Raw genomic sequence first — 27,000 nt, 5'->3', positions numbered from 1 at the left:
TGATTACTTAATTACCCGGATAATCCTTCGGCAATACTCCAAACTGAGCCTTGAAGCACTTTGCAAAATAGGATGAGGAACTGAATGCTACTTTTTCGCATATCTCAGAGATAGGTAATTCCCCTTCACGCAACAACTCTGCTGCTTTATTCAGACGGAATGTCTTCAGATAATCATTCGGAGACAGACCTGTGACACCTTTCATTTTGCGGTAGAAGCTGGAGCGGCTCATAAACATAGTCTCAGCGATGGTGTCAATAGAAAAATCCGGTTCGGTGATGTGCTTTTCTATTTCAGTATGGAGTCTCTCAATAAATTCCTTGTCTTTCTTTGGCATAGCTATGTCTATAGCCGAGGAAACAGGAGATGTAGTAATTATTTTTTGGAGAGATAGCCTGAGTTTCAGGAGATTTTCTATCTGTTTATGTAGTTGCTTGATTGAAAAAGGCTTTTCGAGATATACGTCTGCACCATATTCCATACCTTCTATCTTAGCATCGAGTGTTACTTTTGCTGTTAGTAAGACAACAGGTATATGGCTATAGCTAATGTCGGATTTGATGGTTTTGCACAATTCGAATCCGTCCATTTCGGGCATCATCACATCACTTACGATAAGGTCGATGTTATTTTCAGATAATATATTTAAGGCTTCTTTCCCGTTGCCCGATTTCAATATAGAGAAGAAGGGAGTTAGTGAATCGGCAACCATATCGAGTAATTCTGTATTGTCTTCTACCAATAGAATACTGAAATCTTTGAAAGAAGAGGCCGTGTCGATTGCTGTATCTGCGATTTCGGATGATTGTAAAACTTCTTCTGTTTGAACAGATTCTATGAGAGCCTCTTCGTCATACAATTTAGGGATGGACAGAATAAACGATGCTCCTCCCCAGGCATTATCGCTCAGTGACAGGCTACCTTTGTGGTTTTCTGATAGCATTTTAGAGAAAGCCAATCCTATACCTGTTCCGGCACTTGTTTTACTTTTTGTACCTGTTTGATAAAAAGGGTCGAAGACCTTGTCTTTTTCTTCATCGCGAATGCCTGGTCCGTCATCAGATACACTTATTTCAAAGTGGTCGTCAAAAGATTCCAATCGAAGCTCTATTTTCGATTTTGTAAATTTGATCGCGTTACCCAGAAGATTAACGATGATTTTCATAATCTTTTCTTTATCGACTAAGGCGAATGTTTCATTTTCCGGTAATGAAATGCTTAGGTCGATGTTTTTCAACTCTGCCGAATGGGTGAATTGGGTGTATATTTCCTGTAAGAGGCTGTTTATCTTTTCATCTTTAAGTGTAAGTTGTATATTTTGATTTTCTATTTTCTGAAAGTCCAGAAGCTGGTTGACTATGTCGAGTAAATAATTTACGTTCTTGTTGATAACCGTCAGGTAATTAGCTGATTTTGCATCTTCGTGCCGTTTCTCTGTCAACTTATCCAAAGGCAGCTTTATCAGACTCAATGGGGTTCTGATTTCATGTATCAGATTCACGAAGAAACTTATCTTGGATTGATACACCTCTTTCTCTTTTTCTATACGGTATTCCTCCATCTGTCGGCTTAGTTTTCTGTCCGACCGGGTGATGAAATATCTGATAATAAAGAAAAGAGAAGTGATGATACATAATGCGTAGATAATATATGCAGGTACAGACCTCCACCAAGGGGGAAGGATTCTCACTTTGATGTTTGCTCCCTGCTCATTCCATTTATTGTCGTTGTTGGCGCCCTTTACTTTGAAGGTATATTGTCCCGGAGGCAGGTTCGTGTAAGATGCTATATTTGAGTTCTCGCTATTTACCCAGTCTTTGTCAAACCCTTCCAGCATATACATGTATCTGTTTCTGTTCGGTTCTTCGTAGCTGAGTGCGCCAAACTCAAGAACAATGCTGTTATTGTCATAGGGTAGGGCTATTTGTTTTGCCATGTATATCGGTTCGGACAAGTTCAGCAATTCTTTGCTCTTACTCTCATCGGTGTTGTATAATCTGATATCCACAATGTAAACGGGTGGTATATAGTTGTTTTCTTTAAACTCGTTCGGGTAAAAGGCATTAAACCCGTTAATGCCTCCAAAGTAAAGTTTTCCGGTACTGGCTTTCAGGGAAGCTTTATAATTGAACTGATTACTTTGCAGCCCGTCTTCTTGTGTGAAAAGTTTTCTGATCGCCTTATTTTGGGGATTTACTCTCAGTAACCCGGCATTGCTCGATATCCAGAAATCACCCTGATTATCTTCTTCCATCGAGTAGATTACATTGTTGGGTAAAGTCTGATTATGGGGATCGAAATCGGTAAACGACTCGCTATCCGCATTAAAATAACATAAGCCACCGCCATTTGTACCGAACCACATTCTGCCTCCTGTATCTTTGAAGAGGGTAATTATAGCATTGCTTGTTATTGAATTGGATATTTTTTCGCCATGTGTATAATGCTTCCACTGATTGTTTTCAGGGTTATATCGGAATGCACCGGAGTTGGAGGTTGCTATCCATAATTGGTTTTCATTATCTTCCAATATGTCCGAAACGGAAGTCATAGTGCCGACAAAATTGAGGGTTTCGAAATTATCTTTTGTCCGGTTATACTTGCAAAGTCCCCAACTAGTACCGATATAAATATCGTTCCTGCTGTCTTTGTAAAGGGACAGGACATCATTACTGCAGATTGTAACAGACGATTCTCTGGCGTGATAATACTCGGTCATTTTCCTCGTTTCGGGATTGTATACTTTCAGCCCTTCGGCATAGGTTCCTATCCATAAGTTTTCATCATCGAACAATAAGGAACGGACATCTAGCTTTTGTATTTTTCCGGGTATCGTGTGCGTTTCCAGCTGCTGTGTCCTGTGATTAAGGAATTTCAAGCCATCCTGCGCGCCCACCCAGATATTCCTGTCCTTATCCTCACAGACGCGACTGATTACTTTACCCGTACTCAATAAAGGTATATAGGTGGGGCTATAATATTCGAATACCTTTGTTTGTTGCGGCAGGTAATTTACTCCACCCAGATACGTGGAAATCCAGAAGCCGCCCTCCACATCCTTAAGTATACTGTAGATAGACTGGTCGCTCAGGCTGCGCGCATCCAGAGGATTGTCGATGCGTATAAATTCATTGTGTTGTATATTGAATATATACAAGCCATTATCCGATCCAACGAGAAGTTCCCATTCCGAAAACTGAGAAATAGCTCTTATTGTGCCTATATTCTGGTTGCTACTGTAATAAGATATCTGCATTGTGGTACTGTTCAGAACTCCCAGATTATTTGTTCCTACACTGAACCAAACTTTGTCACCAATAGTTTGTATACAGTTTATTTTCAGGTTTCCCTGATCTTTTTTATCAGGGAACAATGCTAACGATTCTATATATTTACCATCTTTATCATAGCATATCAGTCCTTCCTGCAACGAAGAAGAATAGACGCGGGAAGAGTTGTCTTCGCATATATCCCATGCAAACGAAGTCTGTTGGCTATTCTGGATTAGATCATCCGTTTCGGGGTTGTATATAAAAAGGCCTTGTCCAAGAGTGGCTATCCAGATAAGTCCTTTACTTGTTCTGATAATTTTCCTAACCTCTCCGCTGATAGAAACACCATATTGCGTTTTTTTATCGAAATGCCTGAATCTGTCACCTTTTCTGTCATACACATACATCCCGCTACTTGTACCTATCCAGATATCCCTGTTTTTATCTTCTAACAATGCCTGTACCGAATTGTTTCCTAATGAAAAGTTATCCTGTATGTCATTTCTATAGACTTTAAATTTTCTTCCGTCGAACCGGTTAAGCCCGTCGCTTGTTCCAAACCACATAAAACCATAGCTATCCTGTAATATGCACCATGACGAATTGTGAGACAATCCGTCCTCTACCTGATACTTTTTGAAAAAGAACTGCTGTGCAGGCAGTGAGTCAGGTAAAAGACATATCAACAGAAAAAATAACCAAAGTCTCTTCATTATGTTTTTTTGATGGTGAGGATTGCAAGTGAAAGAAGATATTGATGCTACATCATTCAATAGTAACCGATTTTTGCTATTATATATACAAAAGTAATAAATAGGTCTGCGACCTCACTTTGTTCCGGATGGTTTTTTAATTTTATCTATTTCGGACAAAGCCTCTCCTAATACAGGAAAACCATCCTCTCCCCATTCCATCTTCTGCAATCGAGGTGATCGGGTATCCATATCTCCCGAAGGAAGAGAACCGTAAGGCTCTTTATCTATGGCACGCGCCTGATATAGAAAATATATTTCCTGCTGGTCAGGGGATGGTATAAAACAAGGACTACCTGTGGCGAATACCTGATTTTCGGGGTTCTGGGTAAAAACAGGTTTTTCCGATTTTGTCCATGACGAAGGATTTAGTAAGTCACTATTTGCATCGGCATACAACATTCCTACCGAATAGTATGGTGTCCATGTGCCGCTGGCCGAGTAATAGATGAGTACTTTGTCCTTATTCTTTGTATGGAAGTAATGCGGGTCTTCATTTACATAGATCGGGTAACCGGTTTTGCTTCCGTCGGGATTTATCCATTGCCGTTCCCATTCATATTCAGGTTTGGAGATTAGTATTCTGTCCGAAGCCAATGTCCACGGATTCTCCATTCTGGCAATATAAATACATTGGGTTTCGGCCTCTATTCTGCGCTTTTGCCAGCCGGACCAAATCATATACAGTTCATTATTATGGGAGAATACACTGGGAAGAATAGCCCAATTGTTTTCCTTATCCGTCTTTATAGATCCTTTCATTGCAAATTCACCATCGAAAGGATTTTCCGATGTGTTTTCTATAACATAAATCTGGTGGTTATCCGTATTGCCGTCATCTGCGGCAAAATAAATATACCACTTATTATCTATCCGGTGCAGTTCGGGGCCCCAGATATGAAATGAATTGTCCTTATCTTTGGGTATCCATACTTCTTTGTTTGGCGCATTTTTTAGGTCGGTAATATCCTGCGTCTGCCATAGTATGATTTTATTATCACTATCCTGAAGATAATAATAGTTCCCATTATGATATGTGGCCCATGGACGTGCCCCGGTTTGTAATAATGGGTTCGTATATGTTTCGGTGGGGGCGTCTCCGGATTGCTGGGTACTTGCTTCTTTCTTCTTACATGAAGATACTAAAGAGAGTAATACAAAGAGGATGGCCGAAAACTTCAATGTCAGGTTCATGATAATATTATGCATTAAACAAATATACTTAACTAAGCTATAAGTGTTTTTGGAAAACAGGCTTAAAGTTAAACTTTTTTGCTGGATAAACCTGATTGTGAAACGAATTCATAAGAGTTTTTATCGAACTTTTTCGTGTTGCAGTCCGAATCTCTACTATAATTAAATTATTTAAAATGTTGCAAAAAGAAAAAATATGCTATATTTGCTGGTTGTGAAAATAAAACGTATTTAATACACTTAATAAACTGAAATTATGCATATATTTGCATAAATATAAAAACGCATACATGACTCCATTATTTTACAGAGAACAGGAAAGGTTTTATGTCTCAGTCGATTGTATAATCCTTGGCTTTAAAGAAGGTAAATTATATTTACTTATTTCAAAGCGTAAATTTGAGCCGCAGGAAGGACAAGATACATTAATGGGAGGATTTCTACGATCCGATGAAAGTCTGTCGGAGACTGTATCCCGTGTGGTACTTGAATATACAGGCATACAAGATGTATATATGGAACAGGTGGGTACTTATGGCGAAATTGGCCGTGACGAGGGTGAGCGCGTTGTATCGATTGCCTATTATGCATTGATAGATTTGGAGATGTTTGACGAAAGTGTATGTGAGATTCACAATGCAAGGTGGGAAGAAGTGGAAAAGGTTGGTAAGCTCGTATTTGACCACAACCAGATGTTGCGCGATACTATCGAAATATTAAGGAAGAAGACAGCAACGCAGCCCATTGGTTTTAACCTGCTGCCGGAGAAATTTACCTTGCCACAATTGCAGGCGCTTTACGAAGCCATTTATCAGACTACTTTGGATAAACGTAATTTCCGGAAAAAGATACTGGAGATGGAAATCCTCGAAAAACAGGATGATAAAGATAAATCGAGCTCGAAGAGAGGTGCGTTTTATTATACTTTCAACAAAGAAAAGTATGATCAGCTTCTTCAAAAAGGATATTACTTTTCGCTGTAAAAACAAAATCATATTTTGTTATATATATATAAGTGAGTTGCTTACTCTCTTTTTTTGCTTTTGAGAATACTTTTCTTCTAAATATGTTTTACAACATATAAAAAATAAGTGTACAATTCGACACTTATTGCTAATATTGCAAGTGTAAACGTTACACTTATTTAAAGAGAGCCTTATAGTATAGAACGTTTTAAGTAGCGAGTGCAGAAACACTATTTATGGGGGTTATGCCGAGTCGCGAAAAACACCTAATGTAAATGAACCATATATACCATTATGTTGGAATCACTCAAAAAAGAAGTATTTGACGCTAATCTCGATTTAGTAAAACACGGATTGGTAATTTTCACTTGGGGAAATGTTAGTGCCATCGACCGTGAAAAAGGTTTGGTTGTTATAAAACCGTCAGGTGTATCATATGATACAATGAAAGCTGAGGATATGGTTGTTCTCGATTTGGACGGGAACATTGTGGATGGCAAATTAAAGCCGTCATCGGATACCGCTACTCATTTGATATTATATAAAGCCTTTCCGAATATCGGAGGTATAGTACATACTCATTCCACATATGCAACATCGTGGGCGCAGGCAGGCTGTGATATTCCAAATATAGGGACTACTCATGCCGACTACTTCAAAGATGAGATTCCCTGTACACGCCAGATGACAAAAGCGGAGATTGAAGGCAAGTACGAATTGGAGACTGGTAATGTGATTGTAGAACGTTTTGCCGAACTGAATGCCGATTATACACCGGGAGTACTGGTAAATAATCACGGCCCTTTCTCTTGGGGAAAAGATGCTCACAATGCGGTACACAATGCCGTAGTATTGGAGCAGGTGGCAAAAATGGCATACATCGCCTATTCAATTAATCCTCAACTAAAAATGAACGAGGAGCTTATTAAAAAGCATTTTTTTAGGAAACATGGTCCGGGAGCATATTACGGACAGTAAAAATATTTATCATTAACTATAAAAAATAATATCATGAATTTCAAAGATTTAGAAGTTTGGTTTGTAACCGGCGCACAATTGTTATATGGCGGAGACGCAGTAGTTGCAGTAGACTCTCATTCTACACAAATGGTAAAAGCCCTGAATGATTCAGGCAAACTTCCTGTAAAGATTGTTTACAAAGGTACTGCTAACTCTTCTCCGGAAGTGGAGAAAGTATTCAAAGACGCAAATAACGATTCTAAATGTGTAGGTGTTATCACTTGGATGCATACGTTCTCTCCGGCTAAAATGTGGATCAAAGGACTTCAGAATCTGAGAAAACCATTGATGCACCTGCATACTCAATTCAATAAAGAAATTCCTTGGAATGAAATAGATATGGACTTCATGAATCTGAATCAATCGGCTCATGGAGACCGTGAATTTGGCCACATGGTAAGCCGTATGCGCAAAAACCGCAAGGTAGTTGTCGGCCACTGGAGCGAAGAAGGCGTTCAGGCTAAGATAGCAAACTGGATGCGTGTTTGCGCAGGATGGGCAGATTCTCAGGATATGCTTATCATCCGCTTCGGAGACAATATGAATAATGTGGCTGTGACAGACGGAGATAAAGTAGAGGCAGAAATGCGTCTGGGTTATCATGTCGATAATGCGCCTATTGCTACTTTGGTTCCATACGTAGAAGCGGTTACAGACGCTGAAATAGATGCATTGGTTGCTGAATATGAAAAAGTATATGACTTTGCTGCCGATTGTAAAAAAGGTGCTGAAAAACACCAGTTTGTACGCGATGCAGCAGCTCAGGAAATAGGTCTTCGCCGTTTCCTTCAGGACAAAGGAGCAAAAGGATTTACTACAAGCTTCAACGAGCTGGCAGGCATGAAACAATTGATGGGATTTGCTTCGCAACGTCTGATGGCAGAAGGTTACGGATTCGGAGCCGAAGGGGACTGGAAATCGGCTGCATTGGTTCGTACCATGTGGGTGATGGGACAAGGCTTGCCGGGCGGACAATCATTCCTCGAAGATTATACATTGAATTTCGACGGTGAGAACAGTACTATTCTGCAATCTCACATGTTGGAAATCAATCCGGATATAACAGGTACAAAACCACGTATCGAAGTTCATTTTCTTGGTATAGGCGATGCCCGCACTTGCGCCCGTCTGGTATTCCAGGCTCACAAAGGTGAAGGTGTGGCAGCTACAATCGTAGATATGGGAAATCGTTTCCGTATGATTGTAAATGAAGTGAAGGTGGTAGAACCTAAGCCGTTACCAAAACTACCGGTAGCTTGTGCATTATGGAAACCAATGCCTAACCTCGAAGTAGGGGCAGGAGCATGGATTCTGGCAGGAGGTACTCACCATTCAAGTTTCTCGTTCTCTGTAACTACCGAGATGTTGGAAGACTATGCAGATATCGCAGGTATCGAACTGGTGACTATCGATGAAAATACAACTATAAACAACTTCAAGTTTGAGTTGAAAGTAAATGAAGTGTACTACTTATTAAATAAATCGTTAAATTAAGGTTCTGGGGTACCGTGAGTAGTGATTATTCTCGGTACCCTATTTTTTAGTCCCCTGTCCCCCGGAGGGGGAGTCAAGAAAAGGGGAAAAATAACAAGAGAAAAAATTAAACTATAGCCTATCCGGCTTCCCCCTTTGGGGGATTGAGGGGGCCTAAACTAATATAAATATGAAATATACAATCGGACTTGATTATGGCTCAGATTCTTGTCGGGCAGTAATCATCGAAGCTCAATCCGGAAAAGAAATTGCTTCGTCGGTAAAATATTATAAGAGATGGATGAAAGGTCAGTATTGTGACCCTCAGGCCAATCAATACAGGCAACATCCGCTCGACTATGTTGAGGCTTTGGAAGAATCGGTGAAAGAAGCCTTGAGTAAATCACCTGCCGGAACTGCTGAAGCAATTGTCGGCATGTCGTTTGATACTACCGGTTCCACTCCTGCGCTGATCGACAAAGATGGTAAGGTATTGGCATTGCGTCCCGAATTTGCAGAAAATCCGAACGCAATGTTTATTTTATGGAAAGACCACACTGCTATCAAAGAAGCTGCAAAAATCAATGAAGTGGCTAAACGATGGCCTATCGATTATACAGCATATGAAGGTGGTATTTATTCCAGCGAATGGGTTTGGGCAAAGATTGCTCATGTGCTGAAAGCTGATAAATCTATCGTAGAGGATGCATATAGCTGGGTAGAACATTGCGACTGGATGCCTGCACTGATTACAGGAACTACAAAGCCTGCCGATATAGTAAGAGGACGTTGCGCTGCCGGTCATAAAGCCATGTGGCTGAAAGAATGGGACGGGCTTCCTACCGAAGAATTCCTTGTAGAGGTGGCATCCGAACTGAAAGGTTTCAGAGACAGGCTGTTCCACGAAACATATACAAGTGACGTGAAGGTTGGCAATCTTACGCCGGAGTGGGCTGAAAGATTAGGTCTGACTACAAATGTAGCGGTAGGTGTAGGAGCCTTCGACTGTCATATGGGAGCTGTAGGCGCGGAGATTGAGCCTAAAACGTTCGTTCGTGTTATCGGAACTTCTACTTGCGATATTATGGTGGCTTCGTATGAAGATATGCATGGTAAACTTGTACCGGGTATTTGCGGGCAGGTAGACGGTTCTGTTATTCCGGGGCTGGTTGGCCTTGAAGCAGGACAATCCGGATTCGGAGATATCTATGCTTGGTTCAAGTCTGTATTGGCTTGGCCTTTAGAAAAGATACTGAAAGAATCTACATTGGTCGATCAGGCCACTAAAGATAAACTGATAGAGGAAGCCCTCGATAAGATGATTCCTGTTTTATCAAAAGAAGCTGAGAAAATTCCTACAACAGAAAGTTCAGCATTGGCTATCGACTGGATGAATGGCCGTCGTACACCTGATGCTAATCAATTGGTTAAAGGTACGATTACAGGATTGAATCTGGCCAGCTCTGCTCCGCTTATATTTAAAGCGTTGGTAGAAGCCACAGCTTTCGGTTCCAAAGCGATTATAGACCGCTTCCTCGAAAATGGCATCGAAATAAACAGTGTAATAGGTATTGGTGGTATATCATTGAAGTCGCCGTTGGTTATGCAGACTTTGGCAGATGTGCTGGGTATGCCTATTAAAGTTGCTAAATCGGAACAAGCGTGTGCATTCGGTGCTGCTATGTTTGCATCGGTAGCTGCTGGTATTCATCCTGATATTAAGGCCGCACAAAAAGCAATGGGGCAAGGGTTTGCTTTTGAATATAAACCTGATATGGCTAAACATAAGGTGTATATGAAACTATATGCTAAATATCAGAAGCTGGGTAAATTCACTGAAACAGAATTATTTCAATAAATTAAGAATGAGGAATTAAGAATGAAGAATCGTTCAAGGCGATAGCTACTCATTTTTAATTTTTAATTCTTAACTCTTAATTTTTAATTATTTAAATATACTATGAATTGGAATTCACATGAATTTATATGGCTCGACTGGGCAGTTCTCGCAGTTGGGATATTAGCCGTAACGTGGGCCGTCTGGCGTTCGGTACAAAAGGACAAACGTTTGCAACAGGGTGCCAGCAGTGAAGATTATCTGTTTGGTAAAGGAGAGCCATGGTACATTATCGGTGCAGCTATCTTTGCTGCAAATATCGGTTCGGAACACCTTGTAGGGCTTGCCGGAACAGGAGCAAAGGCGGGTGTAGGTATGGCGCACTGGGAGATGCAAGGTTGGATGATACTTATTCTGGGTTGGCTATTTGTGCCTTTCTATCAACTTATGAACAATAAGATGGGTAAAATCATCACCATGCCCGACTTCCTCAAATATCGTTATACACAAGCTACGGGCTCGTGGCTGTCTATCATCACTCTTATAGCTTATGTACTGACTAAAGTGAGCGTAACAGCATTCACCGGTGGTATCTTTATGCAGAGCCTTCTCGGCTTGCCGTTTTGGTATGGGGCAATCGGCTTGATAGTCTTAACGGGTATCTTTACAGTGCTTGGAGGGATGAAAGGTGTGATGACACTGTCGGCAATTCAAACCCCTATACTTATCATCGGTTCATTCCTTGTTCTTTTCTTGGGGTTGTCGGCACTTGGAGGTGGCAGTATACCTGAGGGGTGGACAGCAATGATGGACTATGCTAAAACATTGAATGTAGGAGAAGATGGTGTTGCGTACGGAACAAACCATATGTTCCACTTCAGTACAGGCGACCCGCTGTATGACGACTATCCCGGATTTTGGGTGTTTATCGGAGCATCAATTATCGGTTTTTGGTATTGGTGTACCGACCAGCATATAGTTCAGCGCGTACTGGGACAACGCAAAGGTGAAGATAACGATGTAGTAATGAAACGTGCACGCAGAGGTACTATCGCAGCGGGTTATTTCAAATTGCTGCCTGTGTTTATGTTCCTGATACCAGGTATGGTAGCTGCTGCATTGGCAGCACGTCCCGACAGTGGTTTTACATTAGATGATCCCGATACAGCCTTTGGCTCGATGGTCAAATTTGTATTGCCGGCCGGCGTAAAAGGTATTGTTACTATCGGCTTTATATCTGCATTGGTTGCTTCTTTGGCTGCATTCTTCAACTCTTGTGCTACGCTCTTTACAGAAGACTTCTATAAACCGATGTTTAAAGGAAAGAGCGAAGATACTTACGTTCTGGTAGGTCGTATTGCCACAGTTGTCGTGGTAGTACTCGGTATCGTGTGGATACCTGTCATGATGAGCCTTGGTAGTCTTTACGATTACCTGCAAGGTATTCAGTCTCTACTAGCCCCTGCAATGGTAGCCGTGTTTGCTCTGGGTATATTCTCTAAAAGAATTACGCCTAAGGCAGGTGAAGTAGGTATGATAGTGGGCTTTATTATCGGTATGGTGCGCTTGGTGACCAATATCTTCACCGATACAGGTAAGGCTGTAATGGAAGGTGGACTTTGGGAATATACTTCCTGGTTCTGGCAAACAAACTGGCTTATCTTTGAGATATGGCTACTTGTCTTCATTATGTTGCTGATGGTTGTAGTATCGCTTTTCACTGCGAAACCAACAGCACAACAAATAGAGGCCATCACTTTCACCGACGACTACAAGAAAGTTATCGGAAAGAGCTGGAACAAATGGGATGTTATCGCATCGCTCGGAGTTGTTGCTCTTTGTGCGGCGTTCTATATGTATTTCTGGTAAAAAGACAGTTTATAATAAATACTTAGATAAAGGCGGGTGTATTGAAAAATACACTTGCTTTTTTTGTTTTGCCTTTTTCGTCCTTTTATGAGAGTATTAAAAGGTAACAAAAGTAACAACCTTTTCAGTCTTTTGTCGTGGCGAATAACCATTCGTCCGATCGATAACGACGGTATGCCAGCAGCAATTTTTACTTTCTATTTACATACGCTACGCTCCTGTGACCGTTGGTTGTCATGTTGAACGGAGTGAAACATCTCATATCTGGAGAGTCGAGATTCTTCATTGCATTCAGAAAGACAAAGAGGAAAATGATTTGATAGTCCATTGGCTATAGACACATCCTCCTATAGCTTCGCCCAAAAGGTAACACATGTATCAGTTAGCAGTAAACAGTCATCAGTTAACAACTTATATCTCGTTTCTTTGTCCACCTGTAACTTGTAACTTTCTCAAAAGGTAACAAAAGTAACAGTCTTTTCAGCTTTTTTATTTTTCACTCTTCATTTATTTTTCCCCTTCTGAGGAATTGAGTGAGCCTGTTCAATACATCAAAGAACCCTGCAAACTGATATATTACAATCAGCTTACAGGGTATAGATAAAGTTCTTTTTTATATTTTTACTTCTTACTTTTTTTTGAATAAGCGGATCAATTCCCCTATCCATAATACGAATGAAGTTCCTCCGATTATAATACCCCAGTCTTGTATAGTCAACGGCATAGTACGGAATACCTCACCACCGAAAGTCACTATCAGTATCTGTCCGATAAGTATAATGAGGGCTACTACCTCAAATCCGGCGCTTTTACTTAAGCCTGCAAAAGCAGATTTGCCTGTACCGTAGGCCTTTGCATTAAACATATTCCAGAATTGCAACAACACAAATACCGTAAAGAAGTAGGATAGGAAATATCCGTTTCGGTCTGCTTCAGGGATATAGCTAAAGAATGAATTAAGATGTTCGGGGGAAGAGAAATAATACATCATTCCCAACAATAGTATGACAAACAATATACCTGTAGTCAGAATATGTTTTCCGATAGAACTGGTTATGATAAAATCGCTGTTCTTTCTTGGTTTGCTATTCATTACATTCGGATCGGGCGGGAGAGAAGCCAGAGCTCCGGCAGCAAATGTATCCATTATCAGATTCACCCACAACATCTGTGTTACTGTTAGTGGCAGTTCCTGGCCAAATATGGAACCTAAGAATACAATCAGCAGAGCTGCCACGTTGATTGTCAGCTGGAAGAATATAAACCGTTGGATATTCTTATATAGCGAACGTCCCCACATTACTGCTGTAGCAATGCTACTGAATGAGTCGTCGAGAAGTGTAATGTCGCTGGCCTCCTTAGCTACCGATGTTCCCGAACCCATAGATAAACCTACATCGGCATAGTTGAGGGCGGGAGCATCGTTTGTTCCGTCACCGGTAACGGCGACAATCTCGCCACGCTGTTTCAGTAAATGAACAAGGCGTTGTTTATCGGTAGGGCGTGCACGACACATTATTTTCAGATCTTTTACTCTATCAAATGCTTCATCATCGGAGAGATTCTCGAAATCTACACCGCCTATTATATTCTGGTCAGTGTCTTCCTCATCTTTCCAGATACCGATCTGGCGACCTATTTCTTTCGCGGTGCCATATGTGTCTCCGGTTACTATCTTAACTCCGATACCCGCATTCAAACAACGTTCTACAGCTTCCGGTACATCTGTACGTACAGGATCGGAAATACCAGCGATACCTAAGAATATCAAATCGCCAGAGGCTAGTTCTTCTACGGATTGGTTGTTTGCTTCATCGATATATTTATATGCAAACCCGAGAGTACGCATTGCCTGATTCTGATACTGGAGTAATTGTTCGTCTACAATATCTTTGAATTCGCTGACAGGAGCTTCTCCGTTTACGCCTGCTACAAGGATACTCTTTGCAAAAACGACTTCAGGTGCACCTTTTACGTATAATACTTTTCGTTTAAGTTTAGGCGAATCTACAAGGGTTGCCATATATTTACGTTCGGTAGAGAATGGCAACTGGTCCAGTACCTCTTCTTTATTACGGATATTGCTATACAATATCTTGCTTTTGTTCAGCCATAATAAGAGTGCTCCCTCGGTGGGGTTACCCAATGCCGAAACTTTTTCTTTATTTGAAAAATCGAGGAATGCTGTCGAATTTACCGATATATTTCCAATCACCAGCCTGCTCACTTCACTATCTGTCAGGTTTTGATCTGGCACTCCGTAGAAATTTGTACTTGCTACCTGCATCTGGTTCTGAGTGAGCGTACCTGTTTTATCTGTACAGATAACAGTGGTGGCTCCCATCGTTTCCACGGCATGCATTTTACGCACAAGGTTGTTCATCTTCAACATGCGGCGCATACTCAGTGCCAGACTGAGCGTAACACTCATCGGCAGTCCTTCCGGCACTGCCACTACAACGAGAGTAACAGCTACCATAAAGGCCTGAAGTATATTCGCAGCCACATCTATACTGATCCACGAATCGTCGTCCAAAGGATTTACCCCGAATATATATCCCGAAAAAGCTAAAATGATAGTTACCAATGCTCCTGTAAGCAGCCATCTCAGCCAACTGCCTTTGGCTACAGCTTTCGGTAGTTTAATATCTTTCCCTGCAAGTTCAAGTCCATCGTATATGATTGGCAGCCATACTTTTATCATCGCTATGGCTACACCTATCATAACTGCTCCGAGAAGGCCGAGTTCGCCCAAGGAAACATGTACTGTAGGGTCATTAAATATATTTTTTATAAAGAGGACGGCAAAAGTAAGCATTGCCAATACAAGCCCGATTACCCCGATAAACTTGGCAAGAGAGTCCAGTTGCCGGTTCAGAGGAGTTTCCCCTTCTACCTTTTCAGTAGATTTTTCTGCAACCTTACCGAATTCTGTGGCATCTCCTACACGGGCTACTTCAAAAACTCCGTGTCCGTTTATTACTTTCGTGCCCCGAAGTACCCAGTTGGATGGATAAGTCACACCCTCTTCGAAGTGATCGGGATCTATTGTTTTGTCTATGCTAAGCTCCCCTGTAAGGCAGGATTCATCTATCTGCATGGATACGGCATCGAACAGTTCTCCGTCGGCAGGAACTTCATTTCCCATTTCCAGAAACACGATATCACCTACTACTATATCTTTTTTAGGCACCTGACGGATATTGCCGTTACGCATAACGGTGATCATATCCTCATCGTTTACCTGGTTGAGGACATCGAACTTTTTATTAGCATCCATCTCAAACCAGAAAGATACTCCCGTAGCCAGTAGAATAGCGCAGAATATACCGATGGTTTCAATGTATTCGTTGTGTATGATGGATATTCCCAAAGAGAGAAATGCTGCTATAAGCAGGATGCGGATAATAGGGTCTTCAAACTTTTGTAGAAAGAGCTTCCATAAAGGTTCTTTCTTAGGCGGGGTGAGTATATTCGCTCCGTGCTTTTGCCTGCTTTCTTTTACCTGACTGTCTGTTAGCCCTGTGTAATTCTTTTTTCCTTCCATTATTTTAATATAAGTATATTTCTTTAACAATAAGTAGCTTATGCTTGTTTAAAAAGGGATAAAGTTAATGTTATCTGACTACAAATATAATATAGGCTTGTTAATTAATTGTTACGATTGTGAAGGTATTATTAAGATAGTAAAGGAGCAGGTTTTTTCAAAAAATCCTGCTCCTTTAAATATTTTATAACGATTAATTCTCCGGCTCCATCCAGTCGCCATTGTCTTTAATAAGTTGGACAAGCCTTTCCACAGCCTCTTCCGAAGCAATATTTTTTTCTATCAGGTGCTTCTTTTTATAAAGGGATATCTTTCCTTTCTCAGCACCTACATAACCATAATCGGCATCCGCCATCTCTCCCGGGCCATTAACGATGCAGCCCATAACTCCTATCTTAAGGTGTTTAAGGTGTGAGGTGGCACCTTTTACTAATGCGACGGTTGTTTGCAGGTCAAATAATGTACGTCCGCAACTAGGGCAGGATATATATTCGGTTTTACTTGTACGGATGCGCGATGCCTGTAAAATTCCGAACATGTATGCATCTATATTTTTCAATGAAATACTTCCTTGGTTCTCAAGCATAATACCATTGCCGAAGCCGTCGAGATAAAGAGTTCCGAAATCAGCCGCCGCTTTTATCTGCAGGTCTTCCGTTTCATTCTCTTCATATCTGCGGTTAGGTATTACGGGTGTATCACAATCATTATTCATCAGGGTGTGTATAAATGCGCGCTGCTCTCCTACACCGTTGATGTGATTGGTCGAAAGAATAATGGCTATTGATTTGTCTGCTTTCAGCAGGGTGATAATATTGTCATCTAATTCAGGATATGAGAGACGCAGGAATTTGATCGCCGCATCATTACCCCTTATCTTTTCCCAATTCGATTTACCGAACAGGGGGTATGTATTCTTTTCCCCTTTCCATCCGTCTAAATCTATAATAGAAGGTATTGCACGTGGTGCGCCAAGTGGTAACTCTTTCCCGACATATAGATAATCTGGAAGGAAATGAACATTGAATTCGAAATTACCTTCCGAACGATCCGAAATCACCACAGGTAGATTGTCTCCTCCGATATTCCCCACCGTATATGTTTCCCTGCGGTCGGTAGAGAACGGAGAGAATTTATCACAGGCCTTAGCTATTATTTCCGGATGATTTTCTTTCTGTTTGATATATGCAACAAGTTTTTGAGCCACAGGTACTTCATATTCCGGATCTTCGCTCAGGGATACACGGATGGTGTCGCCGATACCATCGGAAAGAAGCGAACCGATACCTACAGCTGATTTTATACGCCCGTCTTCACCATCTCCCGCCTCAGTGACTCCGAGGTGCAACGGGAAATTGAGACCTTCTTTTTCCATACGGGCAATAAGCAGGCGAACAGCTTTCGACATTACAACAGTATTCGAAGTTTTCATGGAAATTACAATATCCCTGAATTCTTCAGCAATGCAAATATGGAGGAACTCCATACATGACTCCACCATACCTTCGGGAGTGTCGCCATAACGGCTCATAATACGGTCGGATAATGAACCGTGATTTACCCCGATGCGGATAGCTGTTTTATGTTCTTTACATATATTGAGCAAAGGAATGAGTTTAGCCCTGATTTTCTCTATTTCCTGTGCATATTCTTCATCTGTGTATTCGAATGTTTCGAAAGTCTTCACCCTGTCAACAAAATTACCCGGATTGATTCGCACTTTCTCTACTATTCTTGCAGCCGCTTCTGCCGCACGCGGATTAAAGTGTATGTCGGCAATCAGAGGGGTGATGTATCCCTGCGCCCTTACCGCATCTTTTATATTTCTGAGATTCTCGGCTTCGCGTACTCCCTGTGCAGTGAGGCGTACATAGTCAGCTCCGGCCTTTACTATTCTGATAACTTGTTCGGTACTGGCTTCGGTATCGTTGGTGTTAGTATTTGTCATCGATTGTATCCGTACAGGATTGCTGCCTCCGAGCGGAGTGTCGCCAATTCTGGTTTCGGAAGACAAACGCCTTTTATAATTGAAATAATTCATATCTGAATTTTTTTAGTTGTAATCAAAAAGTATAACAAAGATAGAGTTTTTTTGTTGTGTTAAATCCCAGGATGGGAAATAGCTTTTTTATTTTGGTGGGGTACAATGTCCGGATGGCTGTGTAGGCTATAAATATTATTGTTTTGATATGTATATACTCCTCAGAAATATGAGATTTCGGATATGGAATTTATAATAATTAAAACTCTATGATAAAAAGTGTTTATTTTATTCTATTTTTGCTTAAATTTTCAATATTGGCAATTAACCTAGCCTTATTTCTATGCGTAATATCATTCAAAACTTAGTCGTATTCACTCTACTATGTGCTCTTTGTCAATCATGTCTGATAGATAAAACAGAAGATCCGGCATCGATTTCAGGGGTTGTAAAAGATTCGTCCGGAAAAGGAATTGCAGGGGTAAAAGTGAAATTGGAATCCCTTTCTGTAAGCCCAGCCACAGAGACCTCCTCAACAGGGCATTATGTACTTAATATTCCATCGGGAGGTGCTACAGCTTATATCGCCTTCAGCAAGGAGGGATATACCCCGTTGTCGCAGGCTGCCACTTTCCGGGCTGGAGATAATCTGACAGTTGATATTACTTTAAATGCACTGTCGGAAGATGCTTTTTTTGTAGTGGAATCAAAGGATGATGTTCAACTCAAAAATGGAAGTGGGCACTATAGTATTTTGGTGAAAACAAATATAAATTTCGAGGTCGAATGTGATGCAGATTGGTTGGATATAAAGAAAACGAATGGTTCTATAACCTTCGATTATTCAGAAAATGAAACATTGGAGAAACGTACGGCAATTATTAATTTTAGTGCGGAATATAATTTTACAAGAACAATAAAAATAGAACAAGACGAAGGCCCTGTACTCGAATTAACGGATTATTTAGGAAAAGATAATGCAACAAACTATTTGACCTCTATCCCATTTATCTCATTCAATAGGGAAGTAAATCTGATTTCGTCAATAGCATCACCCCAAGGTGTTGACTTATCGCCTCAATATTCGGCTGATAGAAAAACAATATATTTTCCCAATATAAAGTTATCTCCATTTTCGGCTATGAAAGTATCGTATGTGGTGGAATCAACCGATAAAGCAACGGTAAAGGGCTATATTGAATTACAACCATATGAAAAATCTATTTCAACATCCGGCTATTGGGAGCATAGGATCAGGTTCATCAAGGATAATAAGCACTTCTGGATGCGAATGTCCGGCTATGATGGGGTAGTCCTGGATCAATATTCGTTGGGCGACCTGACCAAAACCGCAAGTATTGGTTGGGATAAGGAAGGGTATGGATATACGGAGTTCTATTATAATGCTTACAATAACTCATTGTATGTTTTTATTAAAAATAAGCTCGATATATATGATGCTTCTTCAGGAAAATTTATAAAACAGATCGACTTGTCATCGGTAATAGATCCCGAATATATAACAGATGTGGCCTTCGGTAACAATGGCTACGGGCTTTGTATAGCATGGAGCAATGGCAAACCTAAAATATTGTATATAGACTCAGCTAATAACCACAAATGTGGCGTATTCTCTGAAGATGATATGTTTTATGACCCCCATCATACCAATACGTTAATTGTAAACCGGATTGAAGCCTGTGATAATGGGAAAACACTCGTTTTATCGAAAGGTTCAGAGATCAATGACATATTTACTGTAGATATAACATCAAAGAATATTGTACATTATAGCCTGTACGGACAATACTTTTCTGCGAATTATTATTTCCCGGGGGTATTTCTGGGAGGGACTTATAACAGGAATGCCTCCTATATCGACAGTTCCTCAGGCAATATAACCAAACAGTCGGCGAATAGCCTGGGGAATAGCGCTGTATTTCTACATTCCGAAAATAATCTGCCCATAATGTTAACATCTGAATTGTCAAGAATAGATATGAAGTCGGGAGAAGAGATAAAGACGGCCGATGTATCAAATATATCCTCGATCCATTCATCTAACGACGGGAAATCAGTAATAATAGAGAAGGATTATAAAGTATATCTCTTCAATTCTGATTTATTTTTGAAATATACTTCCAAAATAAAATAATATGAAAACGATATATATCATCATTTTTCTCTTTATAGTGAGTACTGCACTCAATGCTCAACGAAATTATAGCCAAGGGTATATTATTACAAATGATAATGATAGCATACATGGACTGATTGATTTCAGAACTGATAAAATGAATCATGAATTCTGCCGTTTCAAAAAGGCTGAAAAGGCAGAAGAAGAATTATTCTATCCGGGAGACATTAAAAGGTATAAGTTTGTAAATGAAGGAAAGTACTATATCTCTCATGAGATAGAGATTAATGGTATTTTCAGAAATGTATTTCTGGAATATCTGCTTCAGGGCATGATGAATTTGTACTATTATATAGATCCGGCTACAGATCAGGATTACTATTTTTTTCAGAATACCGATGGCAGAATGATTGCAATAACTAAGAAACCGGATAGGATAGAAGATCTGAAAATTAAATCGGATCAAAAGTATAAAGGGGTTATTTCATATCTTTTCGGAGCTTATCCGGGTGTAATAAAGGATGTGAATAAAATATCATTTGACCGAAAATACATGATAGAAATAACAAAAGAATATCACGATCAGGTTTGTACATCAGGGGAGTCTTGTATCATATTTGAAAATGACTACAGAAAGCAATTTATAAAATTCGAATTCTCTGCATATGCCGGAATGCAGTACTCCAGCTATTCTTTCCAAGAAGAGAAAAATCTGTCAGAGTCTATGAAGTCACTATATCCTGTAATAGGAGGGCAGATTAATGTTTCTAATCCACGATGGTCAAGATGGTTCAGCCTGCAAGTGGATTTGTCTCTATCCGGGTTGAAAGGGAAAAATGACTATATAGTAGGTACTTATCGTTATGGTAAATATGAATTTGACGCGATGATGGCTACCGGACGGCTGGGATTAAAATATACTATCCCCGTGAATAATAAATTCAGAACCACTATAGAAGGAGGTGTGAGTTGTATCAAATTGTTTAATACTTCAAGTACTCTCTATACTGAGGACAGAGTATCAGGAGATATTGTTTATACTCAGATACAAGAAGATTATATACTGCCACAGTCCTCGTATCTGGGTTTTAATGCGGCTGTAGGACTAAACTATCTAACTGGAAATGAAAAATATTTTTTCGGGCGGATACAATATGAGCAGTGCGAAGAGAATAATGGAAGAGGTAATATTAAAGTATTCCAGATCAAAATAGGATATACATTTTAGTAAGTAGCACCTTATTACTCATCCTCTGTCTTGCAACCGCAGAAATGGAATTCTTCTGTTGCACGTTCCTTGCTCACGACAAAATAAACCATATCGGCACGTGCACATAGTTTGTCTTGTGAATTGTATATTTCAGCTTCGAGAAAGACTGCGTTTCGTTTCCGGTCTTTTATCCGTCCCCGGATTGTCAGTAAGGGTTCGTCTGTAGAAATACTCTTAATAAACTTTGCTTCGAGCCGTGAGGTTACACCTGTAGTTTGTAATTTGCGGATAATGATCCATCCTCCGATTTCATCCATCAAGGTACTTTGTATTCCCCCATGCAGAGTTTTTAACCATCCTTGCATGTACTCGTTTGGCTTCCAGTATGCAACTATATCATCACCGTCTTCGTAGAACTCCATGTGGAGCCCCGACGGATTAGCGGGCGAACAGGCAAAACACATATAGCCATCCAGCCCTACCCAAGGGTTTATTATCTTTTTCATAGATGCAAAGAAAATAATTCATGATTTATATAACAAGAAAATGATGCATATAATCAAGGGCTTATTTGTTGTTTTGTGATAGATTCCGGTATTCGGATGGTGTCATGCCGTATCTGTCCTTGAACAACCGATAAAACGTACTTTTACTGAATCCCACTTGCTCAGCGATATATTCTATATTATCATTAGGAGACATATTATCGAGTAGCCGGAGCGAATCGTTAAGCCGTAAAGAATTTATGTACTCAGAAAAACCTAATCCTGTATTCTTTTTCAAAAGGTCGGTTAGTGTATTTTTATTCGTGTTGAGGCGCAAAACCAGTTCGTCACGGGTAAGTTTGGGGTTCAGATATATTTTTTCTTCATTCATCAACCGGCAAAGTTCCATATGCAAATCTCTGGTTATTGGTTTTATCACACTCTGTTCCTCTAACTTCTTATTTATGTTTTCGGAATTATTTTCTGTATATATACATTCATTTTTGATTGACTGCATTTCTTTTATCTGACGGATCATTGCCTGATTCTGTTTCCTTGCCTTTTGCATATTGCTGTATGTTGCAAATACAATAAATAATAATAAGATAACGATAAATGTGGTGCTGAGTAATAGGATGTTTCGTCTTTGGAGAGTGCTCTTTTGTATTTGTATTTGATTCTCTTTTTCCTGTGTTTCATATATTGTAGCATACTCAATGGCGGCATTACGTTGTTTGCGTACATTTATACTATCTCCAAGGGTTGCCAATTGTTCAAAGTAAAAAGCTGACTTCTTAAAATTACCTTTCTCCCAATAGGCTTTGGCTAGTTGCCTTTTTACAGCAACCATATAGTAGCTGATGGTATCCTGATATTGAGTTATAAATTGTTCTTGTTTGGAATTAAGCTCTATAATATCGTCATACATCTCATTCCCGAACAAATATGGCATTATGAGGTAATTATCTTTATCGGATTCTACGCCCATAGATTTCCATTTTCGATAATATTGAGCAGCTTCACTTTCCCTTTTCAATCTGAAAAGAACTACAGCTTTGTGTGCATAGAGGTTTTTTTCTTCCAGTTTGTTGAGCCCCTCTATAAAGGGTACATCTCCTTCCGATAATAAATAAGCCTGTAATGAATCTATTGTTTGCAAGGCCTGTTCATATAACTTATCCCGCTTTTGCATAATGAGCAATGAATTGTATTCATAGCGGATGTGATCGTACTTGTTTTTATAGGTTGATCGTTTCATCGATGCAATTGCTTTATTTATATATTCATATGCCCGCTCTTTATCTTCTTGGTAATAAAGAGTTTTTCCCATATTGAAATTTGCGATAGATTCCATGCCTTCATCGTTGCACTCATTGGCCTTCTCCATCAGCAGATTGATGCAAACTGTTTTCTCTTGAACATTATTGAGTACATCGTAGCATGATATCAACCGTTGAAGTTGGTCCATATAATGAAGACTGTTATTTCGTACAGAATCACTATCCATAGCTTTTTTATAGTATATCAAGGCTTGCCTGTATTTGCCTGTATTAAAATACAGATCACCTTCTACAATGTCGGCTAAAAACTGAGGGATAGTCTCTTTCTGCCGCATTAAATCCAATATTTGTTTTGCTTTTTGGGTGTCAGTATATGTAAGTTTATATACATGGTCTTTTGTTAAGAGGCTATCGGGTAATATATCTTGCCCATACAATTGAGGATGTAAACAAAGTAGAAATAAGCTAAAGATAACTGTGATAAGGTTTTTCATGAGATATTTTTCTAAAAACAAATATATACAAATAATTATTTTTCTCTTTACTTTAGCCCGCCCTTTTGTACTGATGTCCATCGCTTTTTTTCTTGAAAATGGCGAATTGGTGACAATTTGAGACTTATTTCTGACTATTTGGGAGTAAGGCTGAAATACTTTTTTCTACATTTGCAATAGTTGTAAATGTAATTTATAACTATTGACAAGCAGTAGACGCCCCAAGCTTGACATACTTTTCAAACTACATTTGACTTGCCTAATGATTTATTGCTTTCATTGATCAATGAGAGCAATAAATTAATTGTAACAGAACTTTAACATATAAGATTTGCCTGCATGTTTCAATCGGGTAATTTCTTTTAATGACATTTTATATGAGTGCCCTAATGGAGTTTATATGTTCTACGGAACATGACAGAGAAGACGATGGATATTTGATTTTAACCTTTAAAGGTTTTGCCATATTATTTTCGGTTGCAACCTTGATCAGCAGCTATTTATATTTGGATGAATGCAATTATACAGGTGCTTTGCTTAAGATTGTCAATCTAATGACAATAGGATGTATAGCCTCGCTTCTTTTGATGAAAAAGATCAAGGTCTCTTTTGGCTTGCTAATGCTTTTGCTTACAATATCTATTAATTTCTATGTAACTATTATTTATGAGAGTATGAACCCTGATCGTGAATCGGAGCGGGTAATATTGTTTTATGTCACTTTATGCATTGTTCCTGTTATTCTTTGTGGTATTACCCATTATAACTATGTATCGCTTTTTGTGTCAACGGGTTCTATCTGTTCCTGCCTGATTGCATGTGTTTTGTTTGACAACTTTGTAATTTGTGGCTATGTCATACTGTTGTTTATTATAATGGTTGGGATATCTGTTTTTTTCTGGTATACGGAACGTACATATCGATCCGAACTGGAAAGGAAAAAAGTAAAGAACCAACAAGAAGAAATCCTGAGCTATTTTGAACTGGAACCAGAACAATGGCAGATTTTGAAAAACACAAAAATGAGTAGTGAAGATACTCATGAATTGTTGGAGAACATGGGTAAGCAAATGAGAGAAAAGATTATCAACGAAGCAAAAGTATTGGTATATAACGATGAAGCTATAATAGAAGCTATAACTAGGGTACATGATGATTTAACTGCCTCGGAACTTGAAATCTGCTGCCATATAGTAAACGGAAAAACAGTAAATGAAATCTGTAACATTCGCAATGTAAGTCCTTCTACTGTAACATCTGTACGCAGTCGGCTAAGAACAAAGATGGGATTAGCGAAAAAAGATAATCTCAAACGTTATCTGAGAAGCCTAGTTGGGGGTAATTAGTAAGTGCCCATATATAAGTATACAGGCACTTGCACAGGATAAACTATGAATTGCCTAGCGCTGGCGTACAGCACGTACCTTATAAACTTTTTCTCTGCTATCCTCGTGTGTACGACCTTGTCTGTAAAAATAAGAATGATTTTTATTTACTACTGCAGTGGAGGACCAATAAGAATCATCAGCCATCGGATAATCCGAGTCGTTAATATCGTCTATTTCCCCTATGGCGGGCAGATACCATTTAATATCTTTCTGATCAATTGTAGGAACAAAGTATGTTTCTCCACTTTCGGGGTCGTAGGCACCTTTCAGATAGAACTTATTCTTTAACAGGCATATTCGGGCCGCATAGTCTTTGACGCTGTTCCATGTGCCGGACTCATCTTTACTTTTTAGTCGCGAACGTAGATACGCCTCCAGATCGGATACTGTACCTCCACTGTTATTATAGAGGTTCCATGTATTAGCCAGTCCGTCACTTTGGCTTTCAGCTCCTTTTGTACCGGTAATTTTAGAATAGTCTATAGTTATATCTGTATATACAACCCAATAAACTGTTTTAACAGCATCGTATTCATCTTCATAAAGCCAACCTACGAATGCATAAAAAGTAGGATTAAAAAGTCCCCATGTATAATATGTTATTTTTCTGTTCCAGTCAAACCCCCATTGGTATCCATTAGGGCTATCAGCCCCATATTCTTCCAGTCTTTCATTACCAATACTTCCATTCCAGTTTACAGGAAGCTGTTTTACTTGAAATTGTACTTTTTCTTCGTCGTTTCCTGTTTCCTGCAAAGTCAGCCAGATATCACGTTCTTGTGCTTGTTGCGCATTTTCATAAAGGCATGCGTAGATGGTTATATCTTCGCCTGTTTCACTGCTGCTGATGGATTTAGTGCCGGCTTCCGATTCTATCCAATACCCTAATTGCTGATGTTCCGACAGGTCGGTTTTTAGCCAGAGCCAGTCACAGTCATCAGGAACAGACACAGTCCAGTTTGATACATTCCGTGCTTTTATTTTGATCGGATATATTACAAAGTGCGCATCTTGTTTTTCTGTCGCCGATGTGAAAGACAGGTCTGATAGTAATCGTGATTCTACGCGGGTGTCATTTTCATCTTCTTTGGTTATTTTTATTGTGTATTTATGGAATTCGTTACGCCCGACATTAAAATCGCTATGGTTGTCGCTTCCTAGATATACTTTTTGCTTTACGGCTTTCCTGTCTCCGTTCGGATAACTATAAGTTCCTTCAATAGATAAGTAGGCAGGTTTTCGTTCCAACTGGAAGGTCTTTTCTCCTTTATTCTTTTGATCGCTACCTCCTTTACTTACTTCTCCGGCCAGATTATCATATATATATTGTATTTTGGGTATTAATCGTTGTCCTTCGGATGGTTGTATTCCGTTTACTTCCTGAAATATTATAATTTCTTCCTGAGGTTCTGTTGCTTTATTCCTTTCTGTCGGAAGTAAAGCCGATTTATCGAATGTATTACACACGGAGACTTTCTTTATCTCATAAGTTTGTCCCTCAGGGAGACTATTGTAGATTTCAAATTTCAACTTAGCAACAATCCGCTCTACGCCCAATTCTATTGGCTGAGCTATTTCCGATGCCTCAAGTTTTATTATGTCCTCTTTATACATTACTACCTTTGGGCTATTTTCAGTTAATTCTCCTTCCTCATCACCGGATACAGGAAGATAATCCTTTCCTAAAACAATCTGTTTCAGGTCACTATATTGAGATATCAGATTCCAATTATATGAAAAGTTTGTTATGATACATATTTTATATGTTCCTGACGACGGATTCATTTCTACAAAATCCTTACCATCATTGCCTCCATGTGCAGCAAGCTTGCCGCTTTCGTTGTTCTCAAACAAAAAAACATGGAAGTTGTCGACTTCGTTTTCATCATCAGAGCCAGGTTGGCTGGGTGCTGTTTTGGTCTCTATCCTTTCGGGGTTTCGTATGTAGAAACTTACACGGACTTTAGCATCTCCAGCTTTTACAGGCTCATTTTCAAACTCATCATTCCTACATGATGCAAACATTAAAATAGTAAGTGAAAATAATATTATCCTATTAATCGTTACCATGATAGCTATATTCTTAATTAATATAT

15 protein-coding genes are annotated in these 27,000 nt (G+C 39.6%); 8 read left to right on the top strand and 7 right to left on the bottom strand.

Features of this window, described 5'->3' with window-relative positions:
* Positions 1–7: 7 nt before the first annotated feature.
* Both QZL88_RS07890 and QZL88_RS07885 read right to left on the bottom strand, forming a co-directional pair.
* On the bottom strand, positions 8–3,985 hold the full coding sequence (locus QZL88_RS07890) for a two-component regulator propeller domain-containing protein (RefSeq protein WP_296939888.1): 3,978 nt from the start codon (positions 3,983–3,985) through the stop codon (positions 8–10).
* Between the two features lie 114 nt (positions 3,986–4,099).
* Positions 4,100–5,233 (bottom strand): glycoside hydrolase family 43 protein, encoded by a 1,134-nt coding sequence (locus QZL88_RS07885; protein ID WP_296939887.1) that lies wholly within the window; start codon positions 5,231–5,233, stop codon positions 4,100–4,102.
* A gap of 275 nt (positions 5,234–5,508) precedes the next feature.
* Here QZL88_RS07885 and QZL88_RS07880 point away from each other — a divergent pair, with 275 nt between their 5' ends.
* The 5 genes from QZL88_RS07880 to QZL88_RS07860 all read left to right on the top strand — a co-directional run bounded on the left by QZL88_RS07880 (position 5,509) and on the right by QZL88_RS07860 (position 12,382).
* On the top strand, positions 5,509–6,201 hold the full coding sequence (locus QZL88_RS07880) for an NUDIX domain-containing protein (RefSeq protein WP_296939885.1): 693 nt from the start codon (positions 5,509–5,511) through the stop codon (positions 6,199–6,201).
* 276 nt (positions 6,202–6,477) lie between these two features.
* Positions 6,478–7,161: an L-ribulose-5-phosphate 4-epimerase gene (araD, locus tag QZL88_RS07875; protein ID WP_296939883.1), complete on the top strand. Its 684-nt coding sequence runs from the start codon at positions 6,478–6,480 to the stop codon at positions 7,159–7,161.
* 33 nt (positions 7,162–7,194) lie between these two features.
* Positions 7,195–8,697: an L-arabinose isomerase gene (gene araA / locus QZL88_RS07870; protein WP_296939882.1), complete on the top strand. Its 1,503-nt coding sequence runs from the start codon at positions 7,195–7,197 to the stop codon at positions 8,695–8,697.
* Positions 8,698–8,866: 169 nt separating this feature from the next.
* Positions 8,867–10,534 carry a ribulokinase gene (locus QZL88_RS07865; protein WP_296939880.1) on the top strand — a complete coding sequence of 556 codons (1,668 nt, stop codon included), beginning with the start codon at positions 8,867–8,869 and terminating at the stop codon, positions 10,532–10,534.
* Between the two features lie 102 nt (positions 10,535–10,636).
* Positions 10,637–12,382, top strand: a complete 1,746-nt coding sequence (locus QZL88_RS07860) for a sodium:solute symporter (protein WP_296939878.1) — start codon at positions 10,637–10,639, stop codon at positions 12,380–12,382.
* A gap of 628 nt (positions 12,383–13,010) precedes the next feature.
* Here the strand turns inward: QZL88_RS07860 and QZL88_RS07855 are convergent.
* Positions 13,011–15,929: a calcium-translocating P-type ATPase, PMCA-type gene (locus QZL88_RS07855; protein ID WP_296939875.1), complete on the bottom strand. Its 2,919-nt coding sequence runs from the start codon at positions 15,927–15,929 to the stop codon at positions 13,011–13,013.
* A 193-nt stretch (positions 15,930–16,122) separates the two neighbouring features.
* Complete coding sequence (locus QZL88_RS07850) at positions 16,123–17,970, bottom strand: 4-hydroxy-3-methylbut-2-en-1-yl diphosphate synthase (RefSeq protein WP_296939873.1); 1,848 nt, start codon at positions 17,968–17,970, stop codon at positions 16,123–16,125.
* A gap of 283 nt (positions 17,971–18,253) precedes the next feature.
* Here QZL88_RS07850 and QZL88_RS07845 point away from each other — a divergent pair, with 283 nt between their 5' ends.
* Both QZL88_RS07845 and QZL88_RS07840 read left to right on the top strand, forming a co-directional pair.
* Complete coding sequence (locus QZL88_RS07845; RefSeq protein WP_296939872.1) at positions 18,254–20,065, top strand: carboxypeptidase regulatory-like domain-containing protein; 1,812 nt, start codon at positions 18,254–18,256, stop codon at positions 20,063–20,065.
* Between the two features lies 1 nt (position 20,066).
* Positions 20,067–21,275, top strand: a complete 1,209-nt coding sequence (locus tag QZL88_RS07840; RefSeq protein ID WP_296939871.1) for a hypothetical protein — start codon at positions 20,067–20,069, stop codon at positions 21,273–21,275.
* Positions 21,276–21,289: 14 nt separating this feature from the next.
* Here QZL88_RS07840 and QZL88_RS07835 read toward each other — a convergent pair whose 3' ends face one another.
* Entirely contained in the window at positions 21,290–21,763 is a 474-nt protein-coding gene (locus QZL88_RS07835; protein WP_296939869.1) for a PaaI family thioesterase, read from the bottom strand.
* Between the two features lie 61 nt (positions 21,764–21,824).
* Positions 21,825–23,516, bottom strand: a complete 1,692-nt coding sequence (locus QZL88_RS07830) for a response regulator transcription factor (protein ID WP_296939868.1) — start codon at positions 23,514–23,516, stop codon at positions 21,825–21,827.
* Positions 23,517–23,893: 377 nt separating this feature from the next.
* On the opposite strand from QZL88_RS07830, the gene QZL88_RS07825 reads away from it, so the two are divergent.
* The gene (locus tag QZL88_RS07825) at positions 23,894–24,862 is read left to right on the top strand and encodes a LuxR C-terminal-related transcriptional regulator (RefSeq protein WP_296939865.1); all 969 of its coding nucleotides are present in this window, start codon (positions 23,894–23,896) and stop codon (positions 24,860–24,862) included.
* Between the two features lie 54 nt (positions 24,863–24,916).
* On the opposite strand, the gene QZL88_RS07820 is transcribed toward QZL88_RS07825, so the two are convergent.
* Entirely contained in the window at positions 24,917–26,974 is a 2,058-nt protein-coding gene (locus tag QZL88_RS07820) for a hypothetical protein (RefSeq protein WP_296939863.1), read from the bottom strand.
* Positions 26,975–27,000: the final 26 nt, after the last annotated feature.

Origin of the sequence: uncultured Dysgonomonas sp. (genome assembly GCF_900079725.1) — a bacterium.
GTDB lineage: Bacteria > Bacteroidota > Bacteroidia > Bacteroidales > Dysgonomonadaceae > Dysgonomonas.
The sequence above is the reverse complement of the archived record's forward strand: the minus strand, read 5'-3'. Positions and strand labels throughout refer to the sequence as shown.